This is a genomic window from Streptomyces sp. NPDC047981, assembly GCF_040653315.1.
In the GTDB taxonomy this organism is placed as follows: domain Bacteria; phylum Actinomycetota; class Actinomycetes; order Streptomycetales; family Streptomycetaceae; genus Streptomyces.
The window spans coordinates 152,772-169,733 of sequence record NZ_JBEZNQ010000002.1; the positions used below are offsets into that span (position 1 = coordinate 152,772).

7 protein-coding genes and 1 pseudogene are annotated in these 16,962 nt (G+C 67.1%); 3 read left to right on the forward strand and 5 right to left on the reverse strand.

Annotation, left to right across the window (positions count from 1 at the left end):
* Nucleotides 1-54: 54 nt before the first annotated feature.
* The 3 genes from AB0E14_RS02565 to AB0E14_RS02575 all read right to left on the reverse strand — a co-directional run bounded on the left by AB0E14_RS02565 (nucleotide 55) and on the right by AB0E14_RS02575 (nucleotide 3,708).
* Nucleotides 55-1,677 (reverse strand): MFS transporter, encoded by a 1,623-nt coding sequence (locus AB0E14_RS02565; protein ID WP_362410698.1) that lies wholly within the window; start codon nucleotides 1,675-1,677, stop codon nucleotides 55-57.
* Nucleotides 1,678-1,885: 208 nt separating this feature from the next.
* A complete protein-coding gene (locus AB0E14_RS02570) occupies nucleotides 1,886-3,298 on the reverse strand; it encodes a 4-hydroxyphenylacetate 3-hydroxylase N-terminal domain-containing protein (protein WP_362410701.1) in 1,413 nt (470 codons plus the stop codon).
* A gap of 161 nt (nucleotides 3,299-3,459) precedes the next feature.
* Nucleotides 3,460-3,708, reverse strand: a complete 249-nt coding sequence (locus AB0E14_RS02575) for a winged helix-turn-helix domain-containing protein (RefSeq protein WP_362410704.1) — start codon at nucleotides 3,706-3,708, stop codon at nucleotides 3,460-3,462.
* Nucleotides 3,709-4,057: 349 nt separating this feature from the next.
* Between AB0E14_RS02575 and AB0E14_RS02580 the strand changes: the two genes are divergently transcribed.
* Both AB0E14_RS02580 and AB0E14_RS02585 read left to right on the forward strand, forming a co-directional pair.
* Nucleotides 4,058-4,192 carry a hypothetical protein gene (locus tag AB0E14_RS02580; protein ID WP_362410707.1) on the forward strand — a complete coding sequence of 45 codons (135 nt, stop codon included), beginning with the start codon at nucleotides 4,058-4,060 and terminating at the stop codon, nucleotides 4,190-4,192.
* Nucleotides 4,193-4,909: 717 nt separating this feature from the next.
* A pseudogene (locus AB0E14_RS02585) lies at nucleotides 4,910-5,103 on the forward strand (tyrosine-type recombinase/integrase); the annotation flags it as partial.
* Between the two features lie 144 nt (nucleotides 5,104-5,247).
* Here AB0E14_RS02585 and AB0E14_RS02590 read toward each other — a convergent pair.
* Nucleotides 5,248-5,649 carry an Imm50 family immunity protein gene (locus AB0E14_RS02590; RefSeq protein ID WP_362410710.1) on the reverse strand — a complete coding sequence of 134 codons (402 nt, stop codon included), beginning with the start codon at nucleotides 5,647-5,649 and terminating at the stop codon, nucleotides 5,248-5,250.
* Nucleotides 5,650-5,654: 5 nt separating this feature from the next.
* Nucleotides 5,655-12,857, reverse strand: a complete 7,203-nt coding sequence (locus AB0E14_RS02595) for an HNH/endonuclease VII fold putative polymorphic toxin (protein WP_362410713.1) — start codon at nucleotides 12,855-12,857, stop codon at nucleotides 5,655-5,657.
* A gap of 606 nt (nucleotides 12,858-13,463) precedes the next feature.
* Between AB0E14_RS02595 and AB0E14_RS02600 the strand changes: the two genes are divergently transcribed.
* The gene (locus tag AB0E14_RS02600; RefSeq protein WP_362410716.1) at nucleotides 13,464-16,940 is read left to right on the forward strand and encodes a DNRLRE domain-containing protein; all 3,477 of its coding nucleotides are present in this window, start codon (nucleotides 13,464-13,466) and stop codon (nucleotides 16,938-16,940) included.
* Nucleotides 16,941-16,962: the final 22 nt, after the last annotated feature.

A 16,962-nucleotide genomic window follows, 5' to 3' on the forward strand; every position in this document is an offset into this window, starting at 1 on the left:
GACTTCCGCGGCGCCCTTCGGCTCACGCGCCGGGTCTACGGGTGGTCACCGTGCTCACCGTGGTTCGGTCACGCGTCCCTGGCGTGGCGGCGCCGGGCTGGGCGTGGGCAGGCGCAAGCGTAGAGAGGCCACCGCGGCGACGGCGGCGAAGGCCCCGCCGACGAGCAGAGCGGCCCGGAAGCCGTCGGTCTGGGCCGCCGCCGTGGCCGATTCCGTACGGGTGGTGGCGACGGCCACCAGGACGGCGAGGCCGAGCACCGAACCGAACTGCTGCGCTGTGTTGACGAGTCCGGAGGCGAGCCCGGTCTCCTCGGGGGCGGCGTCGGCGGTGGCGGCCACGTTGGTGGTGACCATGACCAGCGGCAGCGCGGCACCGAGGAGCAGGCTGGGCGCGAGAACCGTGGTGAGGAAGGTGCCGTCGGAGCGGAGCGCGAGGGCGAGCCAGACCGTACCGGCGCACAGCAGCACGAAGCCGAGGGTCATGGTCCGGGTCAGCCCGAACCGGAAGATCAGCCGCCCGGCCTGCGGCGCGACGGCGACGACGACCACGGACAGCGGCAGCAGACCGAGGCCGCCGCCGAGCGGCGCGTAGCCGATGACGCTCTGCAGATAGAGGCTGACCAGGAAGAACATCGGGAACAGCGTCATCTGGGCCAGGGCGCTGAGGATGTTGGCGAGCCGCAGCGCGGGACGGGCGAGGACCTCGGGCGGGACGAGCGGCCTGCGGGCCCGGGTCTCGACGACGGCGAAGACGGCGAGCAGGACCAGTCCCGCGCCGCCCGCGGCGACCGTGTGCCCGGACACCCAGCCCTGATCGGCGGCGCCGACGAGGGCGTACGCGACGAGGGCGAGTCCCGCGGTGACGGCGAGGGCGCCCGCGAGGTCGAAGCGGTCGCCGTCCTCGGGCGGCGCGGCGCGCCCGTCCAGGAGGCGCAGGACGAGGACGCCGAGGAGCAGCGCGGCGAGGACGTTGAGCCAGAACGTGGAGCGCCAGCCGAGGAGGTCGGTGAGGACGCCGCCGAGCACGGTGCCGAGGACACCGCCCAGGCCGCCCATCGCGGCGAAGGCGGCGAGCGCCTTGTGCCGCGCGGGCCCGTCGGGGAAGAGGACGAGCAGCAGGGCGAAGGCGGCGGCCGCGGCGAACGCGGCGCCGACACCCTGCGCGGCCCGGGCGGCGACCAGGACACCGGCGTGCGGAGCGAGCGCGCCGAGCGCCGAGGCGGCGGCGAGCAGCCCGAGCCCGGCGAGGAACACCCTGCGGTGGCCGAGCAGGTCGGCGGCGCGGCCGCCGAGCAGCAGCAGCCCGCCGAAGGCGATGAGGTACGCGTTGGCCACCCAGGACAGATCGGCGGAGCCGGCGCCGAGGTCCTCCCCCATGGAGGGCAGCGCGACGTTGACGATCGCGGTGTCGAGGATCAGCAGCAACTGGGTGGCGGCGAGCAGAGGGAGAGCGCCACGCGGGACCGGGGCGGCCGTGGGGCCCGGGGCGGCTCTCGGAACCCGGGCGGCCGTCGGGCCCGGGGCGGACTTCCGTAGCCGGTCGGACTTCGGGACCTCGTCGGGCGTCGCGACCGCGCCGGACTTCGGGACCACGTCGGGCGTCGCGATCGCGCCGGACTTCGGGACGACGTCGGTCTTCGCGACCGCGTCGGAATTCGCTCGGCGGCCGGCCTTCACGCGGCGGCCTCCATGCGGCTCCCGCCGGCCTCCACGCGGCTCCCGGCCGCGTTCCGCCTGCCCCCCGGCAGGCGGAACACGCCAGGGGCCGGCGGGCGTCGCCGGTGCCAGCCGGGATCCAGGGCGCGCGCCCGGCGCGGTCCGGCCCCCGGCTCGCACCACCGTCGTGGGCGGGGATGCCGCCGACCCGCGCAGGCCCCGGGCGCCGTCACTTCGTCGTGCCCAGGTCGTAGCCGTCGAGGCAGGTGCGGGCGAGGCTCTCGCAGGCGTCGGCGGCCCCGGCCCAGGTCTGCATCGTCAGATAGACGTGCGGGGCGCCCTGGTAGAAGCGCTCGTACTGCTCGTGCCGGCCCGCGAACTCCGAACCGAGGGCGTCCCAGGCCAGCTTGAGAAGCTTGAGCCGGTCCTCGGCGGGGTCGCCGGGGGTGCGGACGTACCGCTGGATCAGCGGCCCGAGTTCGGGATGGAGCAGATCGCGCGAACTCGCCGGGGTCTGCACAACAGCACCCCCCGCGAGCAGCTTGATGTCGGCGACGACCCGCGGATAGATCTCCCCGGCCATGATGCGCTGGGCGAAGGAGAGTTCCTGCCCCGGCCGCACTCCGCCGCGCCCGCCGGTGACGGGTTCCCAGGAGGCCTCGGCGCCGAGGACGAACGCCTTGGCCTGGGCGACCGCGCCGAGCAGCCGCCCGATGGCCTGGACGACCTGCGGGACCTGGTCCGTGCCGTTGGAGCGGGCGAGCAGGATGGCGAGGCCGGCGAGGAACTCCAGCTTGGTCCAGAAGCGGGTGGACGACTGGTGGGTGAAGTGCAGATAGGCGGGCGTCTCCCACCAGATGGCGCCGGTGGCGGCCACGTCCCGGTAGGTCAGGACGCGTTCCCAGGGCACGAACACGTCCTCGCACACGAGCAGCGCGTCGTTCTCGTCGTACCGCGAGGAGAGCGGCGCGTCGAACACCGACCTGGCGTTGGCTTCGTACGAGGTACGGGAAATGAGCTTGAGGCCGGGGGTGTCGACCGGCACGGAGAAGGTCACGGCCCGCTCGACGCTCTCGGCCGGGAGCGGCTCGATGGTCCCGACGAGGATCTCGTCGGCGAAGACGGCGCCGGTACCGATGGTCTTGGCCCCGCGCACGACGATCCCGCCGTCGCGCTCCTCGACGACGCGCACGCCCTCGCAGGCGGGATCGGTGATGGTGAAGGCGCCGTACAACCCGCCCTCGGTGAGCCGCCGGTGGAAGGCGAGCGCGTGCTCGCCCCCGGCGAAGTCCCCGCGGTCGAACACCTCGGGCGCCGCGGCGAACCCGGCGGCGCCGGAGGCCATGTAGTCGGGCGTGCGCCCGAGGAACCCGTAACTGGCCTCCGCCCAGACCTTGTACGCGCGCCGCCGGGCGACGAGGTCCTCGTAGGACCGGGGCACGGCGTAGGCCCGGTGCACGCCACCGGAGAGCAGCGTCTCGCTGTGCGCGGGGTCGTGGGCGAGGTCGAAGAGCGAGGCGAAGGAGGCCGCGGTGGCCCGGAAGGCCGGGTGCGCGGTGACGTCCTTGACCCTCTCCCCGTCGAGCCAGACCTCCCGCCCGTCGCGCAGCGCCTCCAGATACTCCTGCCCGGACCTCGTCACGGTGGTATCGCCTCTCCTCGTACGTCACGGCTGACTGCCGGTCCCGAGCCTTCACGGCCCGACACGCACGAGGCAATGAACGACCGTCCACCGGTCCTTAAGAACCGGCCAGTCCGGTGGCGTTCACGCGGCTTTTGTACGGATCACCCACGGCCGAGCTGCTACTCGGCGGCGGGCAGCTCGTCCGACCGCAGCACGTAGGTACCCATGCCGGCCTCGGAGCGCGTGAGCCCTTCCTTCCGTACCGCCTCCATGGCCCGCTGCGCGGTGGAGTTCACCACCCCGAACTCGTTCGCCAACTGGACCACGCTCGGGATCTTGCTGCCGGGCGGATAAGTGCCGTTGCGGATGCGTTCGACGATGACGGTCGCGATCTGCGGCCACATCGCGCGGGTTCGATCAATGGACATGAGGCCATCCTGAGTACACCTCGGTATTCTTCGCATCTTCAGTGCACCTCGGTGTACTCCGGTACACTCGAGCCAAGACGAGACCCCCGCGACCTTCCGACGGGTCCGGGGGCATGGCCAACGCTTCGAAGGAGCGTCGACATGCCAGAACTTATCCGCACCCACCCTCGCACTCTGGGCGAGGCTGCTGCTCACACCGAGCCACAGCCACCGGCACAGGGCCCGCACCGTCGCCTTCCGTCCCGCACCACCCAGGCCCGCCGAGAACCCCACTCCTGCACGGGTAAAGTCTTCAACCCTCCGCTCTCCGTACGGGCTGGACGCACCACTGAACGCCGACGAAACGGCCATGATCCGTCCGTACCTTCTCGCGCACGAGCGGCAGACACGCCAACTACAGCGCCGCATCTCCCTGGTACTGGCCGCGGATTTCGGCATCGACCTGGACATGCGGGACATGCACGGACTGCCGGGGGTGGTGTGATGGCCGCGTGCGAGACGTGCGGCACAACGGCCGGCACCAGCGAGCGCGGGGGCTGCCAGAAGTGCACAGCAATGGCCCCATCCACAGGTCCTCGCAAGCCGGTTCGCATGTGCATTCGCTGCGCGCGGATCACCACGACGCCGATCACCGTCTCCGAGGTTCACCAGGCCTCCGGCCCCGGGTTCAACGTCTACGCCTGCCCCGACCGCGCGCCCCACTTCCCTCCGCTACCTGACGCATTGGACCTCCTTGCGACTGGTCGGCATCCAGGAGAGGGAAGCAGAGACTGAAGGCAGCGCGCCCAGGACGGCGGAGCCGCCCGTCGCGCCGCCGCCCCGACTGGCAGCCCTCCTCGTAGGACCGGAGGGCTGTCATTCGGGGCCCCCAGAGGCTAGGGCCGAACCTGTGGGTTGCCACTGGGCTTCGGCGTAGTCGACTGGCGTCCGGTTCCTGACCGTTCATTGCGCAGTCGAGGTGGAAGCAGAGCAGGCACGACCTTCCAAGATCATGGAGTTCTCGACGCCCCGCTACCTGCCTGGAAGACCGCGCCTGCCGATGCATCGTTCCCGATCCCGACCGCACTTGACCAAGCCCAAGGCCGCGTCTGGGGAGGTGCCCGCGCTGGTGGAGCGACTGTCCCAGGTGCCGGACCCGCGTGGCCCACGTGGAGTACGGCACGCGCTGGCCGCCGTCCTCGCCCTGACGGCGCGCGGGGGGCGCATCCGCTTCCACGACCTCCGGCACTCCACCGCAACTCCGCTCCTGGAACAGGGCGTCGAACTCGTCGTTGTCAGCAAGGAACTCTCGGCCACGCCCATATCGGCGTCACCGCCACCGTCTATGCCCACGTCCGACTACGCCTCCAGCGCGACGCCATCGACCTGCTCGGCCGCGCCCTTGACCGCCCCTGACATATGTACGGCAACGGCGGCGGACGCGTGGTGTCCGCCGCCAACTACTGCCGCCAGGGGCGCTCAGGAACGCCGTCCCACACAAGGGAAACCAAGTCAAATTCGCAATGGCAACCCTCGGTCGCGTGCTTCCAATTTGCGCCGTCAGAAGCTCCCTGATGCGTACGCAGAGATCCGCAAGATCGTCGCTTCGTCCGCAACGCCTCGAATCCTTACGGAATCAGATTCGGCGGAGAACTGAAGCAAGCCGCTCTTTTGCACCTTCAGGTCACACAATGAGTTGGTCGCCAGTCTGTCAATCGAGATCTCATGCAGACCGCCAAAGGAGACTTCGAGCTGAACCACGTTCATGCCATCGCGTCGCCATTTCGTAGGGGGCCGCCTTGGGAAAGTGGGCAGATCGAATCGCAGGCGAAGCGTAGGACCATTCGGACTCAAGCAGATCTCTTCGATGCGTACACCCTCGAGCGCAGGTACATCTTCTCCGTAGATGGCCAGCACCGGCTTCGGGTTGCTGATGGCGTCAATCCACTGCAACTCAAACACCCTCTCTAGTACTCATAATGCTGAGCCGTACCCGGGACTTTCCCAGTCCTTGGATTGCTGTACGGGCGGACATTGAAATGCGCCCCTTGATCGCCCACGCCCCCTTCGCCGTAGTAGTGGCCGTATGAATGATCCTGAATGATTACGCGATCGCCGCCGCGACGCGTGAATACGTATTCGCGGGTCATCACTCGAGTTCCGTCGGGGTTCAAGATGTTTTCCCCATTACGGTTCGTCATCGCCACCATGTTCAACTCGTCAGGCTGCTGGCCGTTCGGAATCCCAAGATCCCTCTTCGCCGCTCTGAAGGCCGAATTACGACTCGGGAGGGTCCGAACCTCGGGCACACAGTTACTGTTGTGAACAAGTACCGGCGTCGCTCCCGCCAGCACATAGTACGTGTGGATGTCATCGACGGTGAGGTTGTACGTGCGAGCTTGCCTGGTGAACGGTTTGTTGGCCGTGACGATGACCGCATGCCCCTCGTCCGTCAGCAGCGTCATGCCCGGCTGAAGGTCGCTCGCGGTAAGCCAGGTCTGCTCCGACGGCGACCAGAAGGGGTGCTCGTACGTTGCGGTGAGCGTTTCCACGCCATCGTCAGTGGCGATCGACAGGGTATTGAAGTGTTTGTCAGCACTTGTTCGAATGAGTCGAGAAACCTTCCGTGGACCTTCTTCTCCGGTTTCCGGATCAGTCGCCAGGACCTCGTCGCCGAGTTTTACATCCTCGATGTCCTTCGTGGTGCCGTCGGCCATGAGGACATCCGTGCCGGCCAGGAAGCAATTACAGTCGCCGGCCTTGGTCGTACCCTTGCCGGAGCCTCCCCTGCCAAGGCCCCCCTTCCCAAGACTGAGCCTAATCGTTCCCCCGCAGGTCCCGCCGATGCAACCCGTGATCAGTCCGGTCTTTAGAGCCTCCTTACGCGCCTCGCAAGAAAACCCATCACCGTCGGGACAAGACCAGCTCTCGATTTCGGCGAGATCAGCAGAGATTCCTGGCCCCACATCCTGCGCTCGACCGGCGTAGTTCGGGTTAGTTCCCATCGCGTAGCCGGTGAAGGCAGGAGCCTTCGGGGGCCGGGCCACGGTCACGACTGCGGAAAGGCCACGCTTTCGGTTGTAGGAAACGCCCGTGGTTACCTTCGTGCCATCATTCGTCTTAGTCGTGCTGGTGTAACCCCAGCCCCAGGACCACCCTCCACCACCTTCGTAGGTATAGGTTTCCCACTTGGGTTGCTCCTCGGTCCCCACGTTGCAAGAACCCGAACCTCCGCATGCCCCTTCAGGACGCAGGCCAGTGGGGTCGGAGAGACTGGCAGGGCTTCCATTGGCGTACGTGTACCCGTTCATCTGGAGCGGGTCGGCGAAGTCGATGAGCGGGTCAGCCGACAGAAAACGGCCTGTGGTCTGGTCGTACTCACGAGCGCCGATGTGGGTGAGGCCCGACGCGGTGTCGTCGATGCCGACGCCCAGATAGCTGCGCTTGTTCGGCCAGGCGGTCGGCTTGGGGCCACGCAGTTCGCCGTAGGGCTTGAAGGCGCGACGGGTGACCGATTGGGTGCCCGAGAGTTCCACCGTGGTGTTGGCGGTACCGAGGTGGTCGGCGATCAGGACGTTGCGCTTGTGGCCGGTGGTTGAACCGTTGGTCGTCGTGCGCACGACCGTGGGGGCGCCGGGGTGGGCATAGGCGCGCGACGCCTGGGTGATCTTGCCGACCGAGTCCGTGGTGAGCTCGGTTTCGCCCAGGTAGAGGGTGCTTCCGGTGGGGGAGTTCTCCAGGATGCGGTTGCCGGCGGCGTCGTAGACGTACGTGGTCTTGACGCCACCCACCGTGTTCGACTCGAGCTTCTGCTCCGTCGTCCACGCCAGGTCCTGGTCCTGCGTGGTGCCAGGCAGGTCGCGGGACTTGGTCGTACCCGTGGCGTTGTAGGTGTAGCTGCTGTCCTTGCCCGTCGGAGTGGAGACGACGGAGGTCAGGGTGTGCGGCTGCGTCGTGCTGTACGCGTAGGCGTAGCTGGTGTTCTTGGCAGTGTCGCCCGTCGGGTCGTGCTCCGTCATCGTGGCGCGGTTGCCGATCCAGTCGAACGTGAAGGACTGGTGGTAGGCGGTCGTGCCGGTGGAGACGGTCCCAGGAGCAGGTGCTGTCGCTGCAAGGTTGGCCGGCTGCGTCCTCCCCTGATGGGGGGCGTCGGCGACCGGGCCGCTGGAGGTGGCCCCGTCCTCCCTGTAACCCCAGGTGGTGCCCGCGTTCGACTTGCAGCCGGTGCCCTTCGCGTCCGGCGTGATCGACGACGTCCAGGCGCGGACCAGCTCACCCAACGTGTCGTACGCGAAGCACTGGTTGTCCCAGCTCGTTCCCGACGCATCAGCCAGCTTGCGCGCACTCGCGGTGATCATGCCAGAGGCGTCGTACGCGTAGGCGCTGTCCGAGACGAGGTGAGGTCCCGCGGATTCCCGGTCGGTCACCGTGCGCTGGAGGCGGCCCGTGTGCTCGTCGATGAAGTTGGTCGTCCACACCCGGTACGGCTGGGCTCCCGACACGGTCCTAAGTGCCTCACCGTAGGGCGAGTAGGTGACATCCGTCGTGTACCAGTTGATGCCGGAGGTGGACTCGGGCAGGCCGTCCTCGTCGTAGCGAGTGATGACCTGCTCGCTTGTGAGACCACCCTTGGCAGGCAGGGTGACGGACTGCGGCTTGCCCGTGAGGGTGTACGTGTAGGAGTACGCATACGTACCCGACAGACCTGTGGTCATCGCGTTGGGCGGAATGACCGTCTCGCGTCCGGTGGGCCGGTACTCAATGTCGTAGCCGGTGACCCGGTCGATGTAGTCACCGGAAGCGGTGTGCCGTATCGATGCCACAGGCAGGCCGAGCGCGCCTGCCCCGTCGTAGGTGAACTCCTTGACCGGAGGAGTGAGCGCAGACCCTTCTCGTACCGCAGTGATGCGGCCGAGAAGGTCATAGGCCGTGTACGTGTACTTGTTGAGCGAGTCCCGGACGATCGTGGGGCGGTCCGCGTCGTCGTACTCGGTGGAGGTGGTGCCGGTGTCCGGGTCGGTCGTGGAGGTCACACGGCCGCGCGCGTCGTGGGCGTACGTCCAGTTGTTGCCCGCTGGGTCGGTGACCCTGTTGCGGTTGCCGCGCTTGTCGTAGGCATACACGGTTTCGCGATAGGCCTCAGCCTCGCTGCCCGTCTGGTGGCGGATGGAGGTGACTCGGCCGAGCGCGTCGGAGTACGTCGTCGTGGTGGGGTTCGTCGAACCGACAGGGTCCACAGTGACGCTGACGTCGCCATACGTGGTGGTCGCCGCGTCCTTCATCACACGGCCGTGGTACGTCGTCTGACGGACCGGACGCTCCAACCCGTCGTACAGCGCCTTGACCGAACTGGGAATGAGCGTGGGCGTCTTGACCGCGAACAGGTCTGCTGTCGGCTCTCCCTTGGCGAGGTAGCCGCTGGTCAGCTCACCCACCAGACCGTGGTCGTCGTACCTGGTGTCGACGACGATTCTTCCGGGCCCGTGGGCCTCGGACTGGGTCTGGATCTGGCGCAACAGGCCGTCGAAGAGCGTGACCTGCTGCGCATAGGTGCCGTCGTCCATGAGTGACTTGACGGTGACGGCGGCAGGACGGTTCTCATCGGGAGTGGCGATCGCCGCCTGATAGGCGATCTCGACGTTCGGTGTCTGCCCACCGGACGAGCGCGCGGCGGACCAGCCCTTGGTCAGGCGCCCGAGAGCGTCGTACTCGGTCCGGGACACCCGGCCATTGGGATCGGTGACCGTCAGAGGCAGAGCACGGCCCGGGTCGAAGGCCGTGGTGGTGACGTGCTCCTTGGAATTGACCGTCTTGAGCGTCTTCACGGATGTGACCGGACCGCCCACGTCGCCGGGGGTGTACTGGGTCTCGGTCGTGCCGGCATCCGGCTTGGTGACGGTGCGGACACGACCCAGCGGGTCGTACGTGGTCGTCGTGCTGATCGCGTGAGCGGTGCCGGCGGCGTTGATCTCGTGAAGGCCCGTGACCATGCCCTTGGTGGGGGCATCTCCGTAGGCGAGCCCGTCATAGCTGAGCTGTACCGAGTCCTGGAGCTCCGTAGCGGGATCGGCCGTCGCGTGGCTGGCGCAGTCCGTGGCAGTCGTGCGCTTGGACTTGGGCAGCCCGATGAGCCAGGCGCCGGTGTTGTGGACGTACGCCGTCTTGGTGCAGGACACCTCAGAGAGCGTCTCTCCGGTGCCGTTCGGCTTGACCACCGCGGACTCGACGGAGGTGGGAAGTCCATACACGTCGCGGCTCAGGGTGCTGGTCCGCACCGCTTGCCAGCCGGGGCCGACCGTCTGGATCTCGTCGGTCTGCTTGACGTCCGTGCGATGTGCGAGCAGTGGGTCGAGGTCGGTGCCGTCCTCGGCTTCCCTGGTCCGGGAGGCTGTCTGTGTCGACTCCGGGTAGTTCAGGGTCCGCTTGACGATCTTCTTCTTGTCGGAGTTCAGGTAGGTGATGGCCTCTGCCATCATTCCTGCGTACTGCGGTGCGTCGTCGTTGAGCAGAGTGTTGGTACCGCTGGAGTCCTTGACTTCACCACCGGTTCCCAGGAAATAGCGGGTCTCGGTCAGCGACTGGGCGTGTGGCGTGCCGTCCGAGGAGATCGTCTTGCTGCCCTTGGTGACCGTGACGGTCCGGTAACCGAGCCAGTCGCTGTACGTGCGCAGAGACGGCCGGGTGAACTCGTCGTCAGTCTTCGCCCAGGCCGGTCCCTGGTATCCGTACTTTGTGTGAACGGGCTTGCTGAACGGCGAAGCCACCTTGTCGACCTCGGTCACCGAGTCGACGACGTACTTGTTGAACCACGCCTTGGCGGGCGTCTTCTCGTCCCCGTCCGGTGACCAGCGCACCGGGTAACAGGTGGTGTTGTTCTTACCCTGGTCCGTGGCCGGCTCGGAGGTGCAGCCACCCGTGTACTCGACCTCGATGCTGCCGCCGGCCTCGGTGGCCACAGCCCCGATGCGCGGACGGGTGAAACCGGGCCGCTTGTCGCTCGCACCTGTAGGTACGAGGTTCGGAAGCTGCTGGTCCTTGAGCCGGCCCCGCAGGGGTGACGTGGTCCCGACGGTGTACTGGGCGAAGCTGACCCCGTCCTTGGACTGGATGGTGCCGGTGGCGTCACCGGGTCCGAAGCCCGTGCGGGTGATCGAGTTGAGCCACAGGCCCGGAGACGTGTCGTACCAATCCTCAGGGAAGGACTGACGCAGCGTGTAGGTATCGACCTTGCCCAGGCCGGACTGGCCCGCGCGGGCCGCCTTCGTGGTGATCGTCTCCAGGCGCAGCTGGGTCCAGAACGACGGGAAGCCGGGGCAGAGCTTCGAAGTCGACTTGCAGTTCAGCGCCCCGGGGGTGTCCCACCAGGGGCGGTAGGCTCCTGGATCGTCCGTCTTCGCGAATCTGGCGGGATCGCAGTCCGTGGCGGACTTCAGACACCGCTGCTTCACGCCGAACTCCACCGTGGCCGACGGCTTGGTCAGGTCGGCGGCGCGCATGCCGTACTCGATGGTCTTCGGATACCCGAACCGGTCATAACTCTCGGGCGTCTTCCGCTTCTCGCGGACCGCGTAGTAGTTCTCCTCCTGCCCCCAGTTGACGACCATGACGTTGCCGTGGACGTCCACGACCTTGTCCAGACCCCATCGCCACGCCTGCTGCTTCTTGCCCGTTCCGCAACGCGAGTCGGCGAACGCCGACGCATGGCACGGCTCGCCCGGGTGGTTGCCGAAGACCGGCACGGTCGACACGGAGTCGGTGTTGGCGTGGCCGCCGCCCACCTGGTTGAGGCCGAAGTAGTACTCGGTGCCGTCGGTGGTGGTGACGACCCAGTACTCACCGTTGTTGTCGTCGTTTGTGCCGCCGGTGCGACGCTGGATCCGCGTCCCGTCGTCCCGCTTGGGGCGGTAGATCTCGGTGTCGCTCTCCGGGTTGCTGCCTGCCGCGTCGACGCGCACCAGTTCGACAGTGCTTCCGCCGAGCGACATCACCGCGTTGTAGGACACCCAGCACAGGTCGCTGGTCTTGTCGGTCTTGGCAGTGTTGTTGGGACTACCGGCCTGCAGTGTCTTGGTGTCGTCTTTGCAACTGCGGTACCTGCGTTCGATGTGGCCGGGGTCGTAGTCCCAGCCCTCACCGATCCACGAGGCCTGCGGAGAGGACACAGCGGTCCGGCCGTCTACTGATTGCGAACTGTAGGACAGCGTCACCTTCGGTGCCGGGCCTGCCGGTGCCGGCGGTATGACGAGGGGGTAGCCCCAGGTGAAGGCGCCGGACGAACCTCCCGCCGCCCACTTGCCACTCGAGGCCAGCGGGGTCGCCTTGAACGAGCCGCCGGCGCCCGCTCCGGAGTCGACGGCGCCGACGACGGCCTTGTCACCGCCTGCCGCTACGGGGAGGGCCGTGGTGTAGGAAGCCTGCACCACGGCAGGGCCGGAGCGAGTAGCGGCGTTGCCCGTGGAGGCTGGTGTCGTCGTTCCGTCGGCCGCCGTGTCGACGGTCGCGGTGAGCGTATGCGTACTGGTGTCGTTGGCCGTCTCCAGTTCCTCGTACTCCTGGCACGCCTCTTCGAGCGGGGTGGTCAGATAGCACTCGGGAAACTGGACGAGACGCAGACGGGAGGCCCAGTCGGCACCGTAGAGGTTCTCGAACTTCCCGTAGTCGAGCTGCACGGATATGGGCACTGATCCGGTGGACGGCGCCTCGATGGTCACCAGCGCACCAACCGTCAGGGCGCCTTCGACGCCCTTGCTGATCTCGCTGCTTCGATCCACGACAGCCGCTTGCCAGGTACCGGTCGGCAGAGCGTGGCCTTCAGCCTGCCCCAGCCTGAGCGGGACATTCGGCACTTGGGTGAAGTCAGGGTCGTCGGTGGCTGCCGTCGCCGTGGAGACCTGGCTGAAGCCGGATCCGAAGGTGACAGCTCCGGAACTCGCCGGAGGTGGGGTAGTCGTCCCAGGGGGTGCCTGCTGCACATCGCTCGGAGGTCGGACCTTCAGCTCTTCCAGACCGCTGTCGAATGTCTCACCACTGACGGGCTGGTCCTCGTCCAGCGGCTCAAGTGCCAGCGGATCAGATGCCAGCGTTTCACGACCCGTCTCAACAGCCGCGGGGTCGGGCGGAAGAGCCAAAGCCTGGGCGGGGAGCAATCCGACCAGCAGCACGGCTCCCAAGGCGGGGACCAGAGTCCGACGCACTCGACGACGGGCATGCAGATGACGACCAAACACAGGGAGGTCCCCCCGGACCACTTGAAGCGGGACCGGAAGGGACCGCGTGTGAATTCACTTTCAGATTTGCAGATTCTGCGTGGCAATCGTGAAGAAGCGCCAGAGTAGGTGAACCCCAGGTGAGAAGTGTCACGGTGCGTAGTCAGACAGGTCCAGCTAGACATGCCGTAACGCCGCGCTCCTCGCAGAAGGGAGTAGTGCGTCAAGCATCACCAAACGCGTGATCGACGTGCATACTCCCCCGAACCAGCCATCAGAGATGGAGTTTCGTCCGGCTTTTCCGGCATTTCATCTGTCCGGGGTTGCACTGAACCTCCCTTCGCCTGATCCGCGCACCACGAAAGTCACCGCCCGGGGGCTCCTTCCACTGGGGCTGCTTCGTCAGGCGTGGGGTGACGGCGAGAACTTCATGGGTCATCATCAGCTCGCCCAAGCCATGCCTCCCGGCAGGAGTCTCGACCGGACGAAGTCATCCACATGTCATGGCCGGCTTCGCAGTCCAGCCGGTGCGTGAGAGCCCCGGATTTCCAGGGGAAGGGACCTCACCCGATGAGAGACAAGTGGCTTCGGCGGCCTGGTCGGCGAGCGAGCGCGGCGGCGCTTGCTGCCGTGGTCGCTGCTTCCGGTCTCACGTATGCGGGCTTCCGTGTCGGCTCGTCCGATGACCAGCGACCGAACTCCACTCACCCACAGCAGTCCCAGAACGAGCAAGTTGCCGGGCTGGGTCAGGGCTCCGCGCTCGCGCGAGCCAGGAAGACCGGAAAGCCTGTCGAGGCCACCTCGCTCCGCACCGCGCGATCAACCACGTGGGCACGCCCAGACGGGCTCATGGAGAAGAAGCTCTACGCCTCACCGGTGTGGGCCAAGGTCGGCCAGGAGTGGAAGCCGGTCGATCCAACCCTGCGCCGGACCAACCGAGGGTGGGAGCCCAAGGCCACGAACACAGGCGTGGTGTTCTCCGCGGGCAGCGCAAGCGGCGGGGATGAGCGCGCTTCGAGGAGGACGGCGCGACGCGTCTCCCTCCTCCCCGCATTCGCCACCGAGGCGGGCACCGGGAGCCAGCTCGTGACCCTGACGGTCGACGGCGCCTACGACATCCATCTGACCTGGCCCGGCCCCGTGCCGACGCCGATCATCGACGGATCTCGAGCCCTCTATCCCGAGATCTTCCCGGGGGCAGATCTGGTTCTCACAGCCGATGACGACGGCTTCGCCCAACTGCTCGTACTGAAGAACCCTCAGGCGGCAGCTGATCCGCGTGCCGCGCAGCTGTCCTATGGGCTCACGTCCTCGAACCTGACGTTCCGTCTGGACCCGACCTCCGGCATCGTCTCGGCGGAGAACGCCGACGGGGATGAGGTCGCGCTGTCACCGACGCCGCTGATGTGGGACAGCAGTGGCTCCCCTGCGGTGACCGACGGCGAGCTGGGTGCCACCTCCCAGCCGACCGCGTCCGAGACACCGGGCCCCACGGGGACCCCTACGAGCATCTCGCCGACGCCGAGCCCCAGCACGAGCACCGAGGAGCTGGCCAACGACCAGGTCGATCCCCTGGGCGAGGTGCTGCCCTCGGCCTCGGACAGTGCCGGGCCGACACCGACCGACCCGCCTTCGCCCACTGTTCCGTCCGAGCCCACCCCTGCCCCTTCGCAGACAGGCTCCGCCGCCACCTTGAGTCTGCCCCTGCTCAACGGTCCGTCCCCGGAGTCCCGAGGCGAGCTGGTCGAGACCGACCTGTCCGACGGAAAGTGGCTCCTCACCCCGGACCAGGACTTCTTGAGCGACCCCGGCACCCGATACCCGGTCTTCATCGACCCCAGCGTCAAGAAGCACGTACTGGACTGGACCACCGCCTACAGCCGCCACCCCAAAGCCACCTTCTTCAACGGCAAGGACTTCAACAAGGGCGGTACGCACGAAGCCCGCGTCGGCTTCGAGTCCGACACGTGGGGGACCTCCCGCTCGTACTTCAACATCGCGTTCGACAAGAGCCTTCAGGGCGCGAAGATCCAGAAGGCCACGTTGCGGTTCCTGGAGACCTACGCCTGGTCATGCAGCGCGCGCTCGATGAGCGTCCACCTCACAAGCCCCATCAACGGGCGCACCAACTGGAGCAACGCTCCCGCCATGAACGACACCAACATGGCGGCGCCGGCAAGGAGCTTCGCGCACGGTTACAAGTCGGGATGTCGCGACGACTACGAGACCTTTGACGTGACGTCATCCGCGCAGAAGACGGCGGACAAGGGCAAGGACCTGATCACTTTCGGCCTGCGTGCCAGGGACGAGAACTCCCAGTACGCCTGGAAGAAGTTCCAGGCGAACGGCGAAAACGGACCGACACTGGCTCTGGTCTACAACCGTCCACCGAGCGCCCCGACCCACCATGACCTCGGGCCCGACTTCAAGTGCACCACCACCACGCCGTATGTACGGGTCGGTGCCGACGCCATCAACTTCACGGCCAGAGCCACCGACAAGGACGAGAACCTCGACCGCTTCGACTTCAACATGTGGCCCGCAGGGAAGTGGGAGACCACCGGCGACCTGCTCAAGTCGACGGGCAACGTGTCCGTGGGCGGCGATACTGCCGCAGCGTTGCGCACAACGCCCAACTTCCCCACGACGGGCCTGACCAACGGCGCCCTGTACTCGTGGCAGGTCCGTGCCGTCGACGACGCCGGCGCCACGTCGGCCTTCTCCCCGAGCAAGATCCCCTGCCGGTTCATCTTCGACAGCAGCGCCCCCAAGCCGCCGAGGGTGAGCTCCGACGACTTCCCCAACGCCGATGTCAACGAGAACACCTTCGGCAACGAGGCTGAGGACGCGAACTGGTCGAAGAAGAGGTTCGGTACTCCAGGCACGTTCACCATCCGGGCCCTTGACAGTGACGTAGTCCGCTACGAGTACGGCTTCAACACCAACGGCTACGCCTTTTCTCTGCCCCGAACGGCGGGCACCTCGGTCAACGTTTCGGCGCTCCTTTCCAACGTGAAGCCTCCGTCTGCGGGGCCCAACGTGCTGTACGTGAGAGCCGTTGACGGGGCCGGCAATGTCTCCGAACCCACGAAATACTTCTTCTACGTCACCCCGCGCGAAGAGGCCGACACACCGGGTGATTTCACCGGGGACAAAAGCCCCGACATGTTCTCCGTGACGGCGTCGGGCAATCTTCGTCTCTTCCCCTCACATGCGGACAAGGATCTGATCAAGGGCACCGGAGATCTCGACTACTCGATGTCCGGGGCGTACCGCGACAACCCCGACAAGGACCCCAACGGCGACGACGAAGAGCCCGTTTTCATTGCGCCCGTCGGCGGTCACTTCACCGGGTCCCTGATCACGCACAACGGAGACTTCTACGGCGGAGACGGCCTGCAGGACCTCCTCGCCACCGTCGGGGGGAAGCTCTGGGTCTATCCCGGCGATGGCTACGGTGCCGTCAACATCACCAAGCGCCGGGAGATCCTCCTGCCCGGCAACGCTCCCAAGCCGGACACGTTCACCCAGATCGCGGCCACCGGCGACGTCACCGGCGACGGGCTGCCCGAGATGTTCGCCACCGTGGGCGACCAGCTCTGGGCATTCATCGGCTACACCGGAGCCGCCTTCACGGAAGCCAGGCTGGTGGCCGGCTCTCCCTGGGCAGACCGGGACATCGTCAGCATCGCCGACATCACCGGCGACGGAGTCCCTGACTTGCTGTTCCGCGGCCCTGAAACCGGGCGGGGGCTGCTGCTCAGGCACGGCAAGGCCGGTTCGGGCGGAGGCGTCGATCTGACGTCGCTCTCGGCTGCGGTGAATTCCGGGACAGGCAAGGACGAGGTCTACGGAACCGGTGGCTGGGCAGCCGCTTACGTCCCCAAGATCATGGGTACCCCGGATGCCACTGGTGACGGGATCCCGGATCTCTGGGCGGTCCTGAGCGACGGATCGTTGTACTTCTACCCCGGTGGTCGCGATTTCCATGGCACCCGTCTCGTCGCGAGTCAGGGTGGATGGCTGAGCAGCCTGGCCATTGGCTGACCCGAACGTGGACGCCCGTCGC

Excerpts from the sequence above, each read along its gene's own strand:
- AB0E14_RS02600 (WP_362410716.1), top strand. The coding sequence starts at position 13,464 with ATGAGAGACAAGTGGCTTCGGCGGCCTGGTCGGCGAGCGAGCGCGGCG.
- AB0E14_RS02575 (WP_362410704.1), bottom strand. The coding sequence starts at position 3,708 with ATGTCCATTGATCGAACCCGCGCGATGTGGCCGCAGATCGCGACCGTC.
- AB0E14_RS02580 (WP_362410707.1), top strand. The coding sequence starts at position 4,058 with ATGATCCGTCCGTACCTTCTCGCGCACGAGCGGCAGACACGCCAACTA.